A 16,224-nucleotide genomic window follows, 5' to 3' on the forward strand; every position below is an offset into this window, starting at 1 on the left:
GGGGGGCTGCCCCTGCGGCCCCGCGGCCCCGGCCGCCCCTCTGTCGTCAGATGTCCAGCGCCGTGCCGTACAGCCGGTCCGCCTTGAGCCGGATGACCATCCGGCGCTCGGCCACCAACTCCTCGAAGAACGCGGTCTCGTCCTCGGGCCTCTCGGCTTCCGGGATCATCCCGAGCAACTCCCGCCCGACCGCGTCCCCCGGCTCCGTCGTGGTCCCGGAGACCTCGGCCTCGCCCTCGGCGACGGCGAACGACCACACGTCGCCGCCCGGCACATGCAGCGCCGCACGGGGGTCGCGCCGCAGATGCTTGACCTTGACCCGGTCGGCCGTGGTGGAGAACCGCGCGATGCGGGCCCCGGGGTCCCAGCTGTACACCATGGTCGTCAGGTGGGGATGGCCGCTGCGCTTGTTCGTGGCGAGTGTGCCGAACCGCTGTCGGCCGAGGAGGTCGGAGAGGGCTTCGTCGGACAGGGCGCGAGGTCCTGGGCGTTGTGTCATGAAGGGGTCAACCTCCAAGGCCCTCCAGGAATTTCACCCGGGCCTCCAGGAGCTTCACCCTTTCCTTTGACCGGCGGATCCGGGAGCGATCCTGGTGGCGAGGCCGTCCAGGAAGATGGCGAGCTTGTCGTCGAACCAGCCGCGCCCGTGCCAGGTCTCCTCGGCGGTGAACTCCGCCTCGAAGGGGTGCCGGCCCGCCGACTCCCGCGCCCAGGCCCGCCGGTGGCTCTCCCGGGCGGTGAGGGAGCCGCCCGCGGCGTCCGGCACCGTCCGGTCCAGGCCCCGCATCGCGGCGGAGGACGAGAACACCAGGTCGGCCACGAAGTCCACGGCGACCGCCGCGTCCCGGGGGCCGAGCCCCGCGCGCACGAGCGACCCGCCGTACCCGGCCAGCCGGTCCACCATCGCGCGGGGTGTCACCGGGGTCGTCAGGATCGCCTCGTCCAGCCCCGGGAACGCCTCGCAGGCACCCCACAGCGCATCCGCGAACCCGGTCAGCAGATCGCGCCAGGGCAGATCCGCCGACGGCCAGGCGGTGCGCTCCGCGACCAGTTCGATCGCGGAGCGCACCAACGCGTCCCGGTTGTCGACATAGCGATAGAGCGTGGAGTGCCCGACCCCCAGCCGGGCCGCCACACCCGGCATGCTGAACCCGGCGACCCCCTCGGCCAGCGCCGCCTCCGCGATGGCCGACCGGGTCAGCGACGGGGGGCGGCCCGGGCGTCTGCCGGGCCCGGCGGCTGCCCGTTTCACGAGGTGTCCACCGCGATCCGCCAGCCCAGCGCCCGGTGGCGCTCGTTCCAGAAGCGGGCGTACCGGCCGTCGAGGACCATCAGTTCCTGATGGGTCCCGACCTCCGTGACCCGCCCCTCGTCCAGGACCACGATCTGGTCCGCGGCCGTGACGGTGGACAGCCGGTGGGCGATCACCAGCAGGGTGCTCCGCTCCCGCAACGCCTCCATCGACCGCTGGACGTACGCCTCGTTCTCCGGATCCAGCGCGGCGGTCGCCTCGTCGAGCAGCACGATCGGGGCGTCCTTCAGCAACGCCCGCGCGATCGACACCCGCTGCCGCTCCCCGCCGGAGAGCGAGGTACCGGCCTCCCCGACCCGGGTCTCCCAGCCGTCGCGCAGCCGCTCGACGATCTCGTCGACCCCGGCGAGCCGGGCCGCCTCCAGCACGTCCGCCTCCGAGGCGTCCGGACGGCCCACCCGGATGTTGCCGACGAGGGTGTCGTCGAAGAGGTACACGTCCTGGAAGACCAGCGAGAGCTGCTCCATCAGCCCGGCCGTCGTCTGGTCGCGCACGTCCACCCCGCCGACCCGCACCGTGCCCGCATCCACGTCGAAGAACCGCGCGATCAGCCGCGTCAGCGTCGTCTTCCCGGACCCCGACGCCCCCACCAGCGCGGTCACCGTACGCGGCGCGACCGTGAACGAGACGTCGTCCAGCACCACGTCCCCGGGGCCCTCGCCGCGCCTGCCCGGATAGCCGAAGCGGACCCGGTCCACCTCCACCGCGCCCGGCTCCGTCACCGGCGTCGAACGCTCCGGCTCCGGCAGCGGCGGCTCGTCCAGCACGGCCCGCACCCGCCCCATGTCATTGCGCGCCATCCGCACCACCGCGGCGAACTCCCCCACCTCCGCCAGCGGACCCGCGAAGCGGGCCACCAGCGCCAGCAGCGCCACGAGTTCGACCGGATCCACCGCCCCGTCCAGCGCCAGCGACGCACCCACCCCGATCAGCGCGGAGAAGCACATCTGCACCGCGAAGCCGCCCAGCAGCATCCCCGGCACCGCCATCCACACCTGCTTGCGGGCGGCGGCCCGCTGCTCCTTCAACGCCGCCTCCAGGGGCGGGTATCCGTCCGTCGTCCGGCCGAAGGCCCGCAGCACGGGCTGGTTCCGGGCGAACTCCAGCACCCGGCCGGAGGCCTCGACCCCGGCCGCGTCGTCGATCTCGTCCATCCGGTTCAGCAGCCGTACGGAGACCCGGGCGGCCAGCAGGATCAGCGGCGAGCAGACCACAGCGGCGAGCCCGAGCCGCCAGTCCAGGAAGACCATCACGACCACGACCGTCGCCGGGGTCAGCACTCCGGTCACCAGCGGCTGCAGCAGATGCGCACAGCTCCCCGCGATCGACAGCACCGACTTCGTGCCCATCCGGGTGAGCCGGCCCACCGTCGTCCCGTCGAACCACCCCAGCGGCAGCGCCGCCACATGGTCGCCCAGCCGGTGGTGCAGCGTGGTCAGGATGACCAGCGCCACCCGGAACCCGAGCATGGCCTGCACATAGTGCGCCCCGAGCGTGATCAGCACCGCCACGGCCAGCCACCCGGTCCAGCGGGCCGCGCCACCGGTGTCGCCGCCCAGCAGATCGCCGAGCACGGGCACCAGGAGGGAGACGGCGAGACCCTGGGCGACCGCGTAGCCGCACAGGGCGGCGAGATAGCGGAAGAGGACCGCGCGGTGGGCGCTGCCCAGAACGGCGGAGAGGTCGCGGATCATACGACTGCCCTTTCGTGTGTGGCCCACATCCGGGCGTAGAGGCCGTCCGCCGCGAGGAGTTCGGGGTGCCGGCCGCGCTCGACGATCCGCCCTTCGCGCAGGACGGCGATCTGGTCGGCCTCGACGATCGTCGGGAGCCGGTGTGCGATGACCAGGACCGTACGGCCCCGCACCAGCCGGGCGATGGCGTCCTGGATGGCCGCCTCCGACTCGGGGTCGGTGAACGCCGTCGCCTCGTCCAGCACGAGGACCGGGGCGTCGGCCAGCAGGGCCCGTGCGATCGAGACCCGTTGCGCCTCGCCGCCGGACAGGACGGCCTCCTCGCCGACGACGGAGTCGTAACCGCGCGGCAGCGCCTCGATCCGCCGGTCGATCTGCGCGGCGCGGGCGGCCTCGCGCACCTCCTCCTCGCTCGCACCGGGCCGGGCGAGACGGATGTTGTCGCGGACGCTGGTCCGCAGCAACTGCACGTCCTGGAGGACGAAACCGATGTGCCGGTAGAGCTGCTCGGTCGCGATCTCCCGCACATCGACGCCGCCGATGGTGATCCGGCCCCCGGTGACGTCGTGGAAACGGGTGACCAGCGAGGCCAGCGTCGACTTGCCGGAACCCGAGGGCCCGACCAGTGCGGTGACCGTCCCGGGCACGAGGCGCAGGCTGACGCCGTCCAGGACGTCGACGGTCCCGTCGTAGCTGAACGAGACATCGTGCAGCTCGACTTCATGGCTGTCCGGCACCTTCGGCCGACAGGATTCCGGCAGCACCGGCGTCTCCAGGACGGCGGCGATGCGCTCGGCCGCGGCGGAGGCCTCGCGCCGGGCCTGGGGACCGAAACCGAGGGTGACGAGCACGCTCGGGATGACCATGGCCACCATGGACGCGGTGAGTACGTCGACGGGGGAGACCCAGCCCGCGCGCACGAACCAGATGCCGCCCGCCAGATTCACCAGCAGCACCACGGGCGCCGACACGGTCATCGACGCGAACGCCTCCAGTTTCAGCATCGGGCGCACCCAGCACCTGTAGTGGTCGCCGAACCGCGTCGCGGCCTCCCGGTACCCCGCGTGCGCCCGGCCCGCCCGGCCGAAGGTCTTCACCACGCCGATGCCCGTGACGAACTCGACGATGGCCTTGTTGATCGCGGCGATCCCGGCGTTGAGCCGGCCCATCTGCGGACCGAAGTCCTTCATCATGTACGCGTACGCACCGGCGTACAGCGGCAGTGTGGCCGGCGCCAGCAGGGCGAGCCGCCAGTCCAGCCAGAACAGATAGCCGAGCCCGGCCACGGGCACGGTCACCGCGGCGGTGGTCTCCACCGCGCTGTGGGCGACCAGGTAGTGCAGATCGTGGACGTCGTTCTGGGCGGCCTTGCGCACGGTCGCCGAGGAGTTGGCCGTGAACCAGCCGAGCGGGGCGCGCCCCAGCCGGGCCACGATACGGCGGCGCAGCGAGGCCTGGAGCGCGACGTCCGCGAAGTGGGTGACCGCGAGCGCCACCCCGCCGAACAGCGCCCGCACGGAGAGCCCCAGCACCGCGATCAGCACGGCCCCGCGCACCTCGCCCGGGTCGGCGGGACCCGGAGCGAGGAGGACTTTCGCCAGCTCGGCGATGGCTACGTACGGGACGATCGTGGCGGCCGCGCCGATGATCTGGAGCGCCATGGCGACACGGGTGCGCCGGCGGACCGGGGCGAGCATCGAGGCGAGCGCGGCCCGAGCCGCGCGCGCCTGCGTTTTCGCGGCCCGTGCCTGGGCTTTCGGATCCTGGTCCGGTTGCCGGGCCGCCTGCCGCGGGTCCTCGTCCTGTTCCATCCGCAGGCGCCTCCTCGAAGCACACCTGGACACAGCCTCGTCACGGACAGGCTGTCTTGGTTAGGTGAGCCTACCCTTAGTTTCGGGCGGCTGGACAGGGCTTCGCCCGTTCCGTGGAGGGGAGTTCGTCCGCGCGGCGGAGGTCTGCGACGGCGCCGTAGGGGTGGCGACTGGTCACGTACAGGTTCGTCGACCATACTGCCCGCCGTGGAGCAGAGCATAGATTCGAACAAGAAGCCCGAGTTCGCCGCAGGCACCGACCCGGCGTTCATCCCCCTGCCCGGACTGGCGGCGCCCGCCGGAACCCGCAAGCCGGAAGCGGAATCGGAGGCGGGTCCGGAGGCTGAGGAGGTCCGCGACGACGAGGCCGGGCAGGCGGTCGCGGAGGACGGGGCCGACCGGGAACCGGAGCCGGCGGACGAAGCGGCGGTCGACGGCGAGGCTGAAGCTCAGGCCGATGCCGATGCCGATGCCGATGCCGAAGACGGCCCTGTCTTCGAGGTCAGCGACCGGCGCGGTTCGATCCGGGTGGCCCGGGAAGGTGTCCGGTTCCGTCTGGACGACCAGGAGGCCGAGTTCGGCTGGGACGAGATCGGTGCGGTGGAGACCACTCCGGCCCGCTTCGGCCGCAGGTTCACGGTGACCGTCCATCTGTCGAGCCGCCGCTGGTTCAACGCCGAGGTCGAGGCGGCCAGCCGCAGCGAGCTGAAGGGCTGGCCGGCCGAGCTGGACAAGGCCCTGGACGCCTACTTCGAGGAGTGACGCCGTCGGGTCCTGAGCGGTCGCGCGCGAGACGCCCCGGAAGGGGGTGTCTCGTCGACCGCCCGTGCCGTCAGGGCTTCCCGCGCCGGCGGCTCCGGACCCGCATCGTGACGTAGCCGGCGAGGGCCACGACGGCCAGCGCCAGGACGACCTTGGACACGACGCCGACGTAGGACCCGACGACGTCCCACTGGTCGCCGAGCAGGTATCCGACCATCACGAGCACGGTGTTCCACACCAGGCTGCCCGCCGCCGTCAGTGCGACGAACACCGGCAGCGGCATGCGCTCCACACCCGCGGGCACCGAGATCAGGCTCCGGAACACCGGCACCATCCGGCCCAGCAGCACCGCCTTGGTGCCGTGCCGGGCGAACCACGCCTCCGTCCGTACCAGATCGGAGGCCTTGACCAGCGGCAGCTTCGCCCACCAGGCGTGCATCCGCTCCCGGCCGAACACGGCGCCGACGCCGTACAGGGCCACCGCGCCCACGACCGAGCCGAGCGTCGTCCAGAACAGCGCGGAGGCGATGCTGAGCACGCCCTGCGAGGCGGCGAACCCGGTCAGCGGCAGGATGACCTCGCTCGGCAGCGGCGGGAACACGTTCTCCAGCGCGATGGCCGCACCCGCGCCGGGCCCGCCGAACGTCTCTACGAGACCGGCGGCCCAGCCGGCGATACCCTCCTGAGGCTCGGAGGCCGCCGACAGCCGGTGAGCCGCCGCGGACAGGGTCAGGTGCATGCCTCCATGGTCGCGCGGCCCGCGCCTCAGGCCCCGTCGAGCACCACCGAACGGCTCAGATGGCGCGGCAGATCGGGGTCGAGCCCCCGGTCGGCCGCCCGGGCGAGGGCGAGGCGCTGTACGCGTACGAGATCGGCCAAGGGGTCGAGGGGGCCGTTCACCCACTGGGCGCCCGTCGCGCGCACCTGCTCCGGCAGGCCCTCGGGGGCCTCCCCGAACATCCAGGTCGTGGTGCCCGTGGTGGAGATGCTGATGGGGCCGTGGCGGTACTCCATGGCGGGGTACGACTCCGTCCAGGACAGCGACGCCTCCTTCATCTTCAGCGCTGCCTCGTGGGCCAGCCCGACCGTCCAGCCCCGGCCGAGGAAGGAGAACTGGGCGCTCCGCAGCAGTTCGCCGGGGAGCGGCTCGGCGAGCGCGGCCTCCGCGTCCGCGACGACCGCGTCGGAGTGCAGCCCGAGGTGGGCCCGCAGCAGGGTGAGGGCGGTCGTGGCGAAGCGGGTCTGGACGACGGACCGTTCGTCGGCGAAGTCCAGGACGACGAGCGCGTCGGCCGCCGCCCTGACCGGGGTCCGCGGATCCGCCGTCACGGCCACGGTGGGGGTGGTGCCGCGCAGCCGGTTCAGCAGCTCCAGCACCTCGGTCGTGGTCCCCGACCGGGTCAGCGCGACGACCCGGTCGTAGCCGCGCCCGAAGGGGAACTCGGAGGCGGCGAAGGCGTCCGACTCACCCTGTCCCGAGCCCTCGCGGAGCCCGGCGTAGGCCTGCGCCATGTAGAAGGAGGTGCCGCAGCCGACGACCGCGACGCGCTCGCCCGCGACGGGCAGGGCGGCGGCCCCGGGGCCACCGGCCAGGGCGGCGGCGCGCCGCCAGCAGGCGGGCTGACTGGCTGTCTCGGTCTCGGCATACGACACGTCTGCACTCCACGGGAACGAGGTGGACCACGGGATGGGGGCTGAGCGGGGCCGATCACCCCGCGTGTAGAATTCTGCACGTTACATGCAGTTATCGAGCAAAAACAAGCAAGGTGCAGGTGGGTGAGGGGCTCCCGGCGGGCCCTGTGCGACGCTTGCGGCGGTCCGGCCCCTGCGACCGCGTTCCCGCGAAACGCGGTGCCCGCGCCGGACGGTGAGGAGACGCTCTTGTCCAGGGACGCCCGGTGGGACGCGCTGCTGGAACTGGTCGGCAAGCACGGCAGGGTGGACGTCGAGGAGGCGGCGACGGCGCTCGACGTCTCGGCCGCCACCATCCGCCGCGATCTGGACCAGCTGGCCGAACAGCATCTGCTCACCCGCACCAGGGGCGGCGCGGTCGCGCACGGCGTCTCCTACGAACTGGCCCTCCGCTACAAGACGGGCCGTCACGCGCCGGAGAAGCAGGCCATCGGCCGCGCGGTGTCCGGCCTCGTGGCCGTCGGCGAGGTGGTCGGCCTGACCGGCGGGACGACCGTGACCGAGGTGGCCAGGGCGCTGGCCGTGCGCCCGGACATCGTGGGCGAGACGGCGGTGGCGGGCGGCCAGCCGACGCTGACGGTGGTGACCAACGCCCTCAACATCGCGAGCGAGCTGGCGATCCGCCCGCAGGTCAAGATGGTCGTGACGGGCGGCGTCGCGAGGCCGCAGTCGTACGAGCTGACGGGCCCGCTCGCCGTCGGCGTGATGAACGAGATCACGCTGGACGTCGCGGTCCTCGGGGTGAACGCCATCGACATCGAACGCGGTGCGTACGTCCACCACGAGGGCGAGGCCAGCGTCAACCGGCTGCTCGCGGAACGGGCCCAGCGGGTGGTGGTGGCGGCCGACTCCTCGAAGATCGGCAAGCGGGCCTTCGCGCGCGTCTGCGACCTGGGCCTCGTCGACGTCCTGGTCACCGACACCCACATCGGCGCGGAGGCGAGGGACCGGTTCGGCGAGGCGGGGGTCCAGGTCATCACGGTCTGACCGGGCCCGGTCGTCATGAACCGGTGCCCGGCGGGTATCGGATGCGACACGGACGCGGACTTCGCCGTGTCGCTGGTACGCCGAACGGGTGAGGGGCGAGAGGATTGCCCGATGAACAGTGAGTGCAGCCGGTGCCCGTCCGACCGGCTCGACGACGGGGTGGACCGTTGAGCAGGTACGACAGGTATGACAGATACGACGCCACCGACGAACAGTGGGAGGGGCTCGCCCAGGTCGTACCCCTGCGCGGCCGTGACGAGTGGCCGTCCCGGATCGACCACCGCACCGTGCCCGACGAGCGCGCCGCCGAACAGCGCCGCCTCGTCGTGCTGCGGGTGCAGGTCTTCGCGGACGCCCGGGAGGTCGCCGAGTATCTCGTCGCCCAGGTTCCGGTGCTGCTCGACCTGACGGCGGCGGAGACGGACGTGGCGAAGCGGATCCTCGACTTCAGCAGCGGTGTGGTCTTCGGTCTCGGCAGCGGTATGCACCGCGTCGACCGAAACGTCTTCCTGCTCGCGCCGGTCGGCATGGAGGTCGAGGGGGTCACGCCCGCCGGCCTCGCCCAGTCGTAGGAAGCGGCGGCCGGGACGGCAGTCGGGTGGTGGCCGGGGCGGCGGCGGCAGGTTCGGGCCGCCGTCCCCGGCCGGGCCCCGAAAGTGCGGCGGGCGCTGTCGGTGGGCGGTGATAGACCTGGGGCTGTGACGGACATCGATGTGGCAGAACTCCAACACCGGCTGGCCGCGTTCGCGGCGGCGCGGGACTGGGGGCAGTACCACACCCCGAAGAACCTGGCGGCCGCGCTCAGCGTCGAGGCATCCGAACTGCTGGAGATCTTCCAGTGGCTGACGCCCGAACAGTCGGCCGGGATCATGAAGGACCCCGAATCCGCCCACCGGGTCACCGACGAGGTGGCGGACGTGCTCGCCTATCTCCTGCAGTTCTGCGAGGTGTTGGGCGTCGACCCGACGGCGGCACTGGTGGCCAAGTTGGAACGGAACGAGAAACGCTTCCCTCTGCCGAGCGCTGCCGAACCCCTCGATCGTCACTCTTCGGAGTGATCGAGATATCCACATTCGACTTCGTGTCCACAGATTTCCGATTTCCTCTGGCCTTACGGTGCTGTCTACCTCACTGTGGGTAATGAATGAGGTGAGCGGGTTTTCGTACGGACGGGGGAGACAGATGGAAGCGGAGCGACTCATCGAGGTGGGCCGGCGGGCTCTGGCCGACAGTCGGGGCGCGCTGGACGTCATGGCGGAGGCCTGGCAGGCGCAGGCGCTCGCCCGGGCGGTCGGCAGCCGGCTGGCGCTGTGCGGGCCGATGGAATTACGGAGCGAGGCGCGGGCGCTGGGCGAGATCGGGGCCGGGTGCTCGGCACTGGACCATCCGACGGTGATCTCCGGCGGCGCCAGGGCCGCCCAGTTGTCGGGGATCGGCGAGGTCCGGCCTACCCTGGCCGGGCTCGCGCTGCTGCTCGGCGAGGCCGGGATAGCGCTGGTCGGTGTGGCCTGCGACACGGGGGAGGACGGGCTGTACTGGCAGTGCATCGAGGCCATGGACGCGGCGGACGAATCACTGGACCGCGTGCACGGGATGCTGAGACGTCTGGCGGAGCGGGAGCGGGAGCGGGACCGCGAGAGGGAGCGCGACGGCCCGTACGGCATACGCGGCCCCGCGCCGTCGGCGGCAGGGTCCTGAGCGGAGACCGAGCGGAGACAACGGGGCGCCGAGGCGGAGGCCGAGCGGAGACAACGGGGCGCCGAGGGGGAGGCGCAGCTCGGACGACGGTCCTGGGGGAGGCAGGATGGAGGCATGGATCTTCGCATCTTCACCGAGCCCCAGCAGGGGGCCGACTACGACACCTTGCTCACCGTCGCCAAGGCCACGGAGGACCTGGGCTTCGACGCCTTCTACCGCTCCGACCACTATCTCCGGATGGGCTCAGGCGACGGTCTGCCCGGACCGACGGACGCCTGGATCACCCTGGCCGGACTGGCGCGCGAGACCCGGCGGATCCGGCTCGGCACGCTGATGACCGCCGGCACGTTCCGGCTTCCCGGAGTGCTGGCCATCCAGGTGGCCCAGGTCGACCAGATGTCCGGCGGCCGGATCGAACTGGGCCTGGGCGCGGGCTGGTTCGAGGAGGAGCACAAGGCCTACGGCATCCCGTTCCCCAAGGAGAAGTTCGGCCGTCTGGAGGAGCAGCTCGCGATCGTCACCGGGCTGTGGGCGACGGAGGTCGGCAAGACCTTCAGCTACGACGGGACCTACTACCAGCTCACCGACTCGCCCGCGCTCCCCAAGCCCGCCCAGGCCAAGGTGCCCGTGCTGATCGGCGGCCACGGGGCGACGCGCACCCCGCGCCTCGCCGCGCGGTACGCGGACGAGTTCAACATCCCGTTCGCCTCGCTGGAGGACAGCGAGAAGCAGTTCGGCCGGGTCCGGGCGGCCGCGCAGGCGCACGGGCGCTCGCCGGACGACCTCGTGTACTCCAACGCGCTGATCGTCTGCACGGGCAAGGACGACGCCGAGGTCGCCCGGCGCGCGGCGGCCATCGGCCGGGACGTCGAGGAGCTCAAGGCGAACGGCCTGGCCGGATCGCCCGCCGAGGTGGTCGACAAGATCGGCCGCTACGGGGCGATCGGCTCGCAGAGGATCTACCTCCAGATCCTCGACCTGGACGACCTGGACCATCTGGAACTGATCTCCTCGCAGATCCAGTCCCAGCTGACCTGACCTGACCTGACCTGACCTGACCTGACCTGACGTGGATCCGACCTGAGGAGGCAGAGGTGGCCGTGAGCACAGGCGGTGCGCTCGCCGACGCGCTGGACGCCGGGCCCGTCCTGCTGGACGGCGGGCTCTCCAACCAACTGGAGGCGCAGGGCTGCGATCTGTCCGACGCGCTGTGGTCGGCCCGGCTGCTGGCCGACGCGCCGGAACAGATCGAGGCCGCTCACCTCGCCTATCTCCGGGCCGGGGCTCGGGTGCTCATCACGGCCAGCTACCAGGCCACGTTCGAAGGGTTCGGGAGGTACGGGCTCGACCGGGCCGGGACCGAGGCACTGTTCGCCCGCAGCGTGGAGCTGGCCCGGGGCGCCGCCGACGCGGCGCGCCGGGCCGGTCCCGACCGGAAGATCTGGGTCGCCGCGTCGGTCGGGCCGTACGGGGCGATGCTCGCGGACGGCAGCGAGTACCGGGGGCGTTACGGGCTGAGCGTCGGGGAGCTGGAGCGGTTCCACCGCCCCCGGGTGGCGGCCCTGGCCGCTGCCGGGCCCGACGTCCTGGCGCTGGAGACGGTGCCGGATCTGGACGAGGCGGAGGCCCTGGTCCGGGTGGCCGAGGAGACCGGACTGCCGTACTGGCTCTCGTACAGCGTGGCCGGTGGCCGGACCCGGGCCGGTCAGCCGTTGGAGGAGGCGTTCGCGGTGGCGGCCGGGCGGGATTCCGTCCTCGCGGTCGGGGTCAACTGCTGCGACCCGGACGAGGCACAGGCGGCGGTCGAGCTGGCGGTGGCGGTCACGGGCAGGCCCGCCGTGGTCTATCCGAACAGCGGCGAGGGCTGGGACGCCGGGGCGCGGGGCTGGACCGGGCGCTCCACCTTCGACCCGGGCAGGGTGCGGGCCTGGACCCGGGCGGGAGCCCGTCTCGTCGGGGGCTGCTGCCGGGTGGGGCTCGACCTCATGGCCGACCTGGCCGGGCAACTGGAGAAGCCGGGGGAGCCGGGGGAGCCGGAGAAGCCGGAGGGAGTGGAGAAGTAGGCAAGCGGGGCGAAAATGCCTGGTGGGGACAGGGGGTGAGGATCATACTCGGACAGGTGTTCCTGACCATCGGTACGACCGGCACCCAAGAGCGTCCCGCCACTGATCTGGGCTTCCTGCTGCACAAGCATCCCGACAAGGCGCAGACGTTCTCCACCTCCCACGGCTCCGCGCACGTCTTCTACCCCGAGGCGTCCGCCGAGCGCTGCACGGCCGCACTCCTGCTGGAGGTGGATCCGGTGGCGCTCGTGCGGCGCGGCAAGGGAAAGGGCCGGGGAGGCGCGCCCGACGCGGCGCTCGCGCAGTACGTCAACGACCGCCCCTACGCGGCGTCCTCGCTGCTGTCGGTGGCCCTCGCCGCCGTGTTCAAGTCCGCGCTCGGCGGAGTCTGCCGGGCCATGCCCGAGCGGGCGACGAGCCCGCTGCCGCTGCGGATCGAGGTGCCCGCCCTGCCCGCCCGGGGCGGCGTCGAGCTGGTGCACAAGCTGTTCGCGCCGCTCGGCTGGGAGCGGGTCGAGGCCACGGCCGTACCGCTGGACGAGCAGTTCCCCGCCTGGGGCGACTCGCGCTACGTACGGCTGGTGCTGGAGGGCGAGTTGCGTCTCGCCGACGCGCTGCGGCAGCTCTATGTCCTGCTGCCGGTGCTCGACGACGCCAAGCACTACTGGGTCGCGCCCGACGAGGTGGACAAGCTGCTGCGGGCCGGGGAGGGCTGGCTGGCCGACCACCCCGAGCGGCCGCTGATCACCCGGCGGTATCTCTCCCACCGCTGGGGGCTCACCCGCCAGGCCGACCAGGCCCTGGAGCTGGTCCGGCTCGCCGAGTCGGACGACCTCGACGTGGACAGCGTCGACAACGCGGTGGACGAGAGCACCGACACCGAGGAGAAGCCGGTCCCGCTCGCCGAGCACCGGCGGACCGCGATCCTCGACGCGCTGCGCGCCGCCGGGGCGAGCCGGGTGCTCGACCTCGGCTGCGGACAGGGCCAGTTGGTGCAGGCGCTCCTCAAGGACGTGCGCTTCACCGAGATCGTGGGCGTCGACGTCTCGATGCGTGCCCTCACCATCGCCTCGCGGCGGCTCAAGCTGGACCGGATGGGGGAGCGCCAGGCCGACCGGGTCACCCTCCGGCAGGGCTCGCTGACCTACACCGACAAGCGGCTGTCCGGGTATGACGCCGCCGTGCTCAGCGAGGTCGTCGAGCACCTGGACCTGCCCCGGCTGCCCGCTCTGGAGTACGCGGTGTTCGGCGCCGCGCGCCCCGGGACGGTGCTCGTGACCACGCCGAACGTCGAGTACAACGTCCGCTGGGAGACCCTCCCGGCCGGCCACGCCCGGCACGGGGACCACCGCTTCGAGTGGACCCGGGCCGAATTCCGGGACTGGGCCGGGCAGGTCGCCGAACGGCACGGATACACCGTCCGGTACGTGCCGGTCGGGCCGGACGACCCCGAGGTGGGGCCGCCGACCCAGATGGCCGTGTTCACCCGGGCCGACACCATGACCACGACGCCCACCGCGACCACGACGACCACCGAGAAGAAGAAGGAGGCGGAAGCCGTATGAACAGCGACCACAGCACCACCACCGGCGCGGAGACCGCCGCCGCCCCGAGCCCCGCCCGCAAGCTGCCGGTGACCGACCTCTCCCTGGTCGTCCTCATCGGCGCCAGCGGATCGGGCAAGTCCACCTTCGCCCGCAAGCACTTCAAGCCGACCGAGATCGTCTCCTCGGACGTCTGCCGGGGCCTGGTCGCCGACGACGAGAACGACCAGAGCGCCAGCCGCGACGCCTTCGACGTGCTGCACTACATCGCGGGCAAGCGCCTGGAGGCCGGGCGGCTCACCGTCATCGACGCCACCAGCGTCCAGTCCGAGAGCCGCAAGCAACTCGTCCAGCTGGCCCGGAAGTACGACGTCCTGCCCATCGCCATCGTCCTCGACCTGCCCGAGGAGGTCTGTGCCGCGCGCAACGCGGCCCGGCCGGACCGCGCCTCCATGCCCCGCCACGTCATCCAGCGGCACCGCCGCGAGCTGCGGCGCTCGCTGCGCGGTCTGGAGCGCGAAGGCTTCCGCAAGGTGCACGTCCTGCGCACCGAGGAGGAGACCGAGAGCGCCGAGGTGGTCCTGGAGCGCCGCTACAACGACCTGCGCCACCTCACCGGACCGTTCGACATCATCGGCGACATCCACGGCTGCAGCTCCGAGCTGGAGACCCTCCTCGGCAAGCTCGGTTACGTGGACGGCGCCCACCCCGACGGGCGCACCGCCGTGTTCGTCGGCGACCTCGTCGACCGGGGCCCCGACAGCCCCGGTGTGCTGCGCCGCGTGATGTCCATGGTGGCGTCGGGCGACGCCCTGTGTGTCCCCGGCAACCACGAGAACAAGCTCGGCCGTTATCTCGCGGGCCGCAAGGTCCAGCTCACCCACGGGCTCGCCGAGACCGTCGAGCAATTGGAGCGCGAGGACGCCGAGCACCCCGAGTTCCGGGGCCAGGTGCGGGAGTTCATCGACTCCCTCGTCAGCCACTACGTCCTGGACGAGGGCAAGCTCGTGGTCTGCCACGCCGGGCTGCCCGAGAAGTACCACGGCCGCACCTCCGGCCGGGTCCGCTCGCACGCGCTGTACGGGGACACCACCGGTGAGACCGACGAGTTCGGCCTGCCCGTGCGCTATCCGTGGGCCGAGGAGTACCGGGGCCGTGCCACCGTGGTCTACGGCCACACCCCCGTCCCCACCACGTCCTGGATCAACAACACCATCTGCCTGGACACCGGTGCCGTCTTCGGCGGGAAGATGACCGCGCTGCGCTGGCCGGAGCGCGAACTCGTCGACGTACCCGCCGAGAAGGTCTGGTACGAGCCGGTCAAGCCGCTGGTGACCGAGGCGCCCGGAGGCCGGGAGGGCCGGCCGCTGGACATCGCCGACGTCCAGGGCCGCCGCGTCGTGGAGACCCGGCACATGGGGCGCGTCGCCGTGCGCGAGGAGAACGCTGCCGCCGCGCTCGAAGTCATGAGCCGGTTCGCCGTCGACCCGCAGCTCCTCGCCTACCTGCCGCCCACCATGGCCCCCACCGCCACCTCCCGGGAGGACGGCTTCCTGGAGCACCCGGCCGAGGCGTTCGCGCAGTACGCGGCGGACGGCGTCGAGCGGGTCGTGTGCGAGGAGAAGCACATGGGCTCCCGGGCCGTCGTCCTGGTCTGCAAGGACGCGGAGGCGGCCACCGCGCGGTTCGGCACGGCGGGCCCCACCGGCGCGCTGTACACCCGCACCGGCCGCCCCTTCCTGGACGACCCGGCCCTGACCGAAGAGGTCCTGGCCCGGCTCCGCAGCGCCGTCACCGCCGCCGGGCTCTGGGCGGAGTGGGACACCGACTGGGTGCTCCTGGACGCCGAGCTGATGCCGTGGTCGCTGAAGGCGGGCGGGCTGCTGCGCTCGCAGTACGCCGCCGTCGGCGCCGCGTCCGGCGCGGTCTTCCCGCCGGCCGTCGCCGCCCTGGAGCAGGCGGCCGCCCGGGGCGTGGAGGTGGCGGGCCTCGCCGGACACCAGCGGGCCCGCGCGCAGGACGCCGCCGCGTTCACCGAGGCGTACCGGCGCTACTGCTGGCCCACCGAGGGACTGGAGGGGGTGCGTCTGGCCCCCTTCCAGATTCTCGCCGTCCAGGGCCGCTCCCTGGCCGCCGTCCCGCACGACGAGCAGCTCGCCTGGCTCGACCGGCTCGTCGAGCACGACCCGACCGGGCTGCTCCAGGTCACCCGCCGGCTCGTCGTCGACACCGGCGACGAGGCCTCGGTCCGCGCGGGTGTGGACTGGTGGCTGGAGATGACCGGGCGCGGCGGCGAGGGCATGGTCGTCAAGCCGCTCGGCGCCCTCGTCCGGGACGCCAAGGGCCGCCTCGTCCAGCCCGGCATCAAGGTGCGGGGCCGGGAGTATCTCCGCATCATCTACGGCCCCGAGTACACCCGCCCGGAGAATCTGGAGCGCCTGCGCTCCCGGTTCCTCGGCCACAAGCGCTCGCTCGCGCTGCGGGAGTACGCCCTGGGTCTGGAGGCGCTGGACCGGCTGGCGGAGGGCGAACCGCTGTGGCGGATCCACGAGGCGGTGTTCGCCGTCCTGGCCCTGGAGTCGGAGCCGGTGGACCCCCGGCTCTGATCCGCCGGACACCGCCTGGATCCAACGGATAGGCGATTCGCCGGGTGAACGGTGC

General features: G+C 72.5%; 15 protein-coding genes. 9 read left to right on the forward strand and 6 right to left on the reverse strand.

The features are described from left to right. Positions 1-46: 46 nt before the first annotated feature. Genes IE140_RS14745 through IE140_RS14760 form a run of 4 tightly spaced genes read right to left on the reverse strand, consistent with a single transcriptional unit; the run spans position 47 to position 4,817 of the window. Positions 47-499 (reverse strand): TIGR03618 family F420-dependent PPOX class oxidoreductase, encoded by a 453-nt coding sequence (locus tag IE140_RS14745; protein ID WP_093444069.1) that lies wholly within the window; start codon positions 497-499, stop codon positions 47-49. A 54-nt stretch (positions 500-553) separates the two neighbouring features. Next, on the reverse strand, positions 554-1,252 hold the full coding sequence (locus tag IE140_RS14750) for a TetR/AcrR family transcriptional regulator (protein ID WP_229826795.1): 699 nt from the start codon (positions 1,250-1,252) through the stop codon (positions 554-556). Beyond that, positions 1,249-3,006: an ABC transporter ATP-binding protein gene (locus IE140_RS14755; protein WP_150194061.1), complete on the reverse strand. Its 1,758-nt coding sequence runs from the start codon at positions 3,004-3,006 to the stop codon at positions 1,249-1,251. Before IE140_RS14755 ends, IE140_RS14750 begins: the two co-directional genes overlap by 4 nt. After that, positions 3,003-4,817, reverse strand: coding sequence for an ABC transporter ATP-binding protein (locus IE140_RS14760; protein WP_150194059.1), 1,815 nt, complete (start codon positions 4,815-4,817; stop codon positions 3,003-3,005). The genes IE140_RS14755 and IE140_RS14760 overlap by 4 nt, the downstream gene beginning before the upstream one ends. A gap of 207 nt (positions 4,818-5,024) precedes the next feature. Between IE140_RS14760 and IE140_RS14765 the strand changes: the two genes are divergently transcribed. Next, on the forward strand, positions 5,025-5,579 hold the full coding sequence (locus tag IE140_RS14765; RefSeq protein WP_150194058.1) for a hypothetical protein: 555 nt from the start codon (positions 5,025-5,027) through the stop codon (positions 5,577-5,579). Between the two features lie 70 nt (positions 5,580-5,649). On the opposite strand, the gene IE140_RS14770 is transcribed toward IE140_RS14765, so the two are convergent. Further along, the gene (locus IE140_RS14770) at positions 5,650-6,318 is read right to left on the reverse strand and encodes a DedA family protein (RefSeq protein WP_150194055.1); all 669 of its coding nucleotides are present in this window, start codon (positions 6,316-6,318) and stop codon (positions 5,650-5,652) included. Between the two features lie 26 nt (positions 6,319-6,344). After that, complete coding sequence (locus IE140_RS14775) at positions 6,345-7,232, reverse strand: SIS domain-containing protein (RefSeq protein ID WP_093444064.1); 888 nt, start codon at positions 7,230-7,232, stop codon at positions 6,345-6,347. Between the two features lie 228 nt (positions 7,233-7,460). Here IE140_RS14775 and IE140_RS14780 point away from each other — a divergent pair, with 228 nt between their 5' ends. From IE140_RS14780 to IE140_RS14815, 8 genes are all read left to right on the forward strand, one after another. Then, on the forward strand, positions 7,461-8,258 hold the full coding sequence (locus IE140_RS14780; RefSeq protein ID WP_150194053.1) for a DeoR/GlpR family DNA-binding transcription regulator: 798 nt from the start codon (positions 7,461-7,463) through the stop codon (positions 8,256-8,258). 167 nt (positions 8,259-8,425) lie between these two features. Then, a complete protein-coding gene (locus IE140_RS14785; protein ID WP_006128240.1) occupies positions 8,426-8,830 on the forward strand; it encodes a cell division protein SepF in 405 nt (134 codons plus the stop codon). Positions 8,831-8,956: 126 nt separating this feature from the next. Continuing rightward, the gene (locus tag IE140_RS14790) at positions 8,957-9,316 is read left to right on the forward strand and encodes a nucleotide pyrophosphohydrolase (protein ID WP_150194051.1); all 360 of its coding nucleotides are present in this window, start codon (positions 8,957-8,959) and stop codon (positions 9,314-9,316) included. A gap of 124 nt (positions 9,317-9,440) precedes the next feature. Continuing rightward, the gene (locus IE140_RS14795) at positions 9,441-9,956 is read left to right on the forward strand and encodes a DUF6099 family protein (RefSeq protein WP_032777461.1); all 516 of its coding nucleotides are present in this window, start codon (positions 9,441-9,443) and stop codon (positions 9,954-9,956) included. A 114-nt stretch (positions 9,957-10,070) separates the two neighbouring features. Further along, a complete protein-coding gene (locus IE140_RS14800; RefSeq protein WP_093444061.1) occupies positions 10,071-10,994 on the forward strand; it encodes an LLM class F420-dependent oxidoreductase in 924 nt (307 codons plus the stop codon). A 56-nt stretch (positions 10,995-11,050) separates the two neighbouring features. Further along, positions 11,051-12,019 carry a homocysteine S-methyltransferase gene (gene mmuM, locus IE140_RS14805; protein WP_150194049.1) on the forward strand — a complete coding sequence of 323 codons (969 nt, stop codon included), beginning with the start codon at positions 11,051-11,053 and terminating at the stop codon, positions 12,017-12,019. A 56-nt stretch (positions 12,020-12,075) separates the two neighbouring features. Next, the gene (locus IE140_RS14810; protein WP_150194073.1) at positions 12,076-13,584 is read left to right on the forward strand and encodes a 3' terminal RNA ribose 2'-O-methyltransferase Hen1; all 1,509 of its coding nucleotides are present in this window, start codon (positions 12,076-12,078) and stop codon (positions 13,582-13,584) included. Next, positions 13,581-16,169 carry a polynucleotide kinase-phosphatase gene (locus IE140_RS14815; RefSeq protein ID WP_150194046.1) on the forward strand — a complete coding sequence of 863 codons (2,589 nt, stop codon included), beginning with the start codon at positions 13,581-13,583 and terminating at the stop codon, positions 16,167-16,169. Before IE140_RS14810 ends, IE140_RS14815 begins: the two co-directional genes overlap by 4 nt. Positions 16,170-16,224: the final 55 nt, after the last annotated feature.

This window comes from Streptomyces parvus (assembly GCF_014648875.1).
GTDB lineage: Bacteria > Actinomycetota > Actinomycetes > Streptomycetales > Streptomycetaceae > Streptomyces > Streptomyces parvus.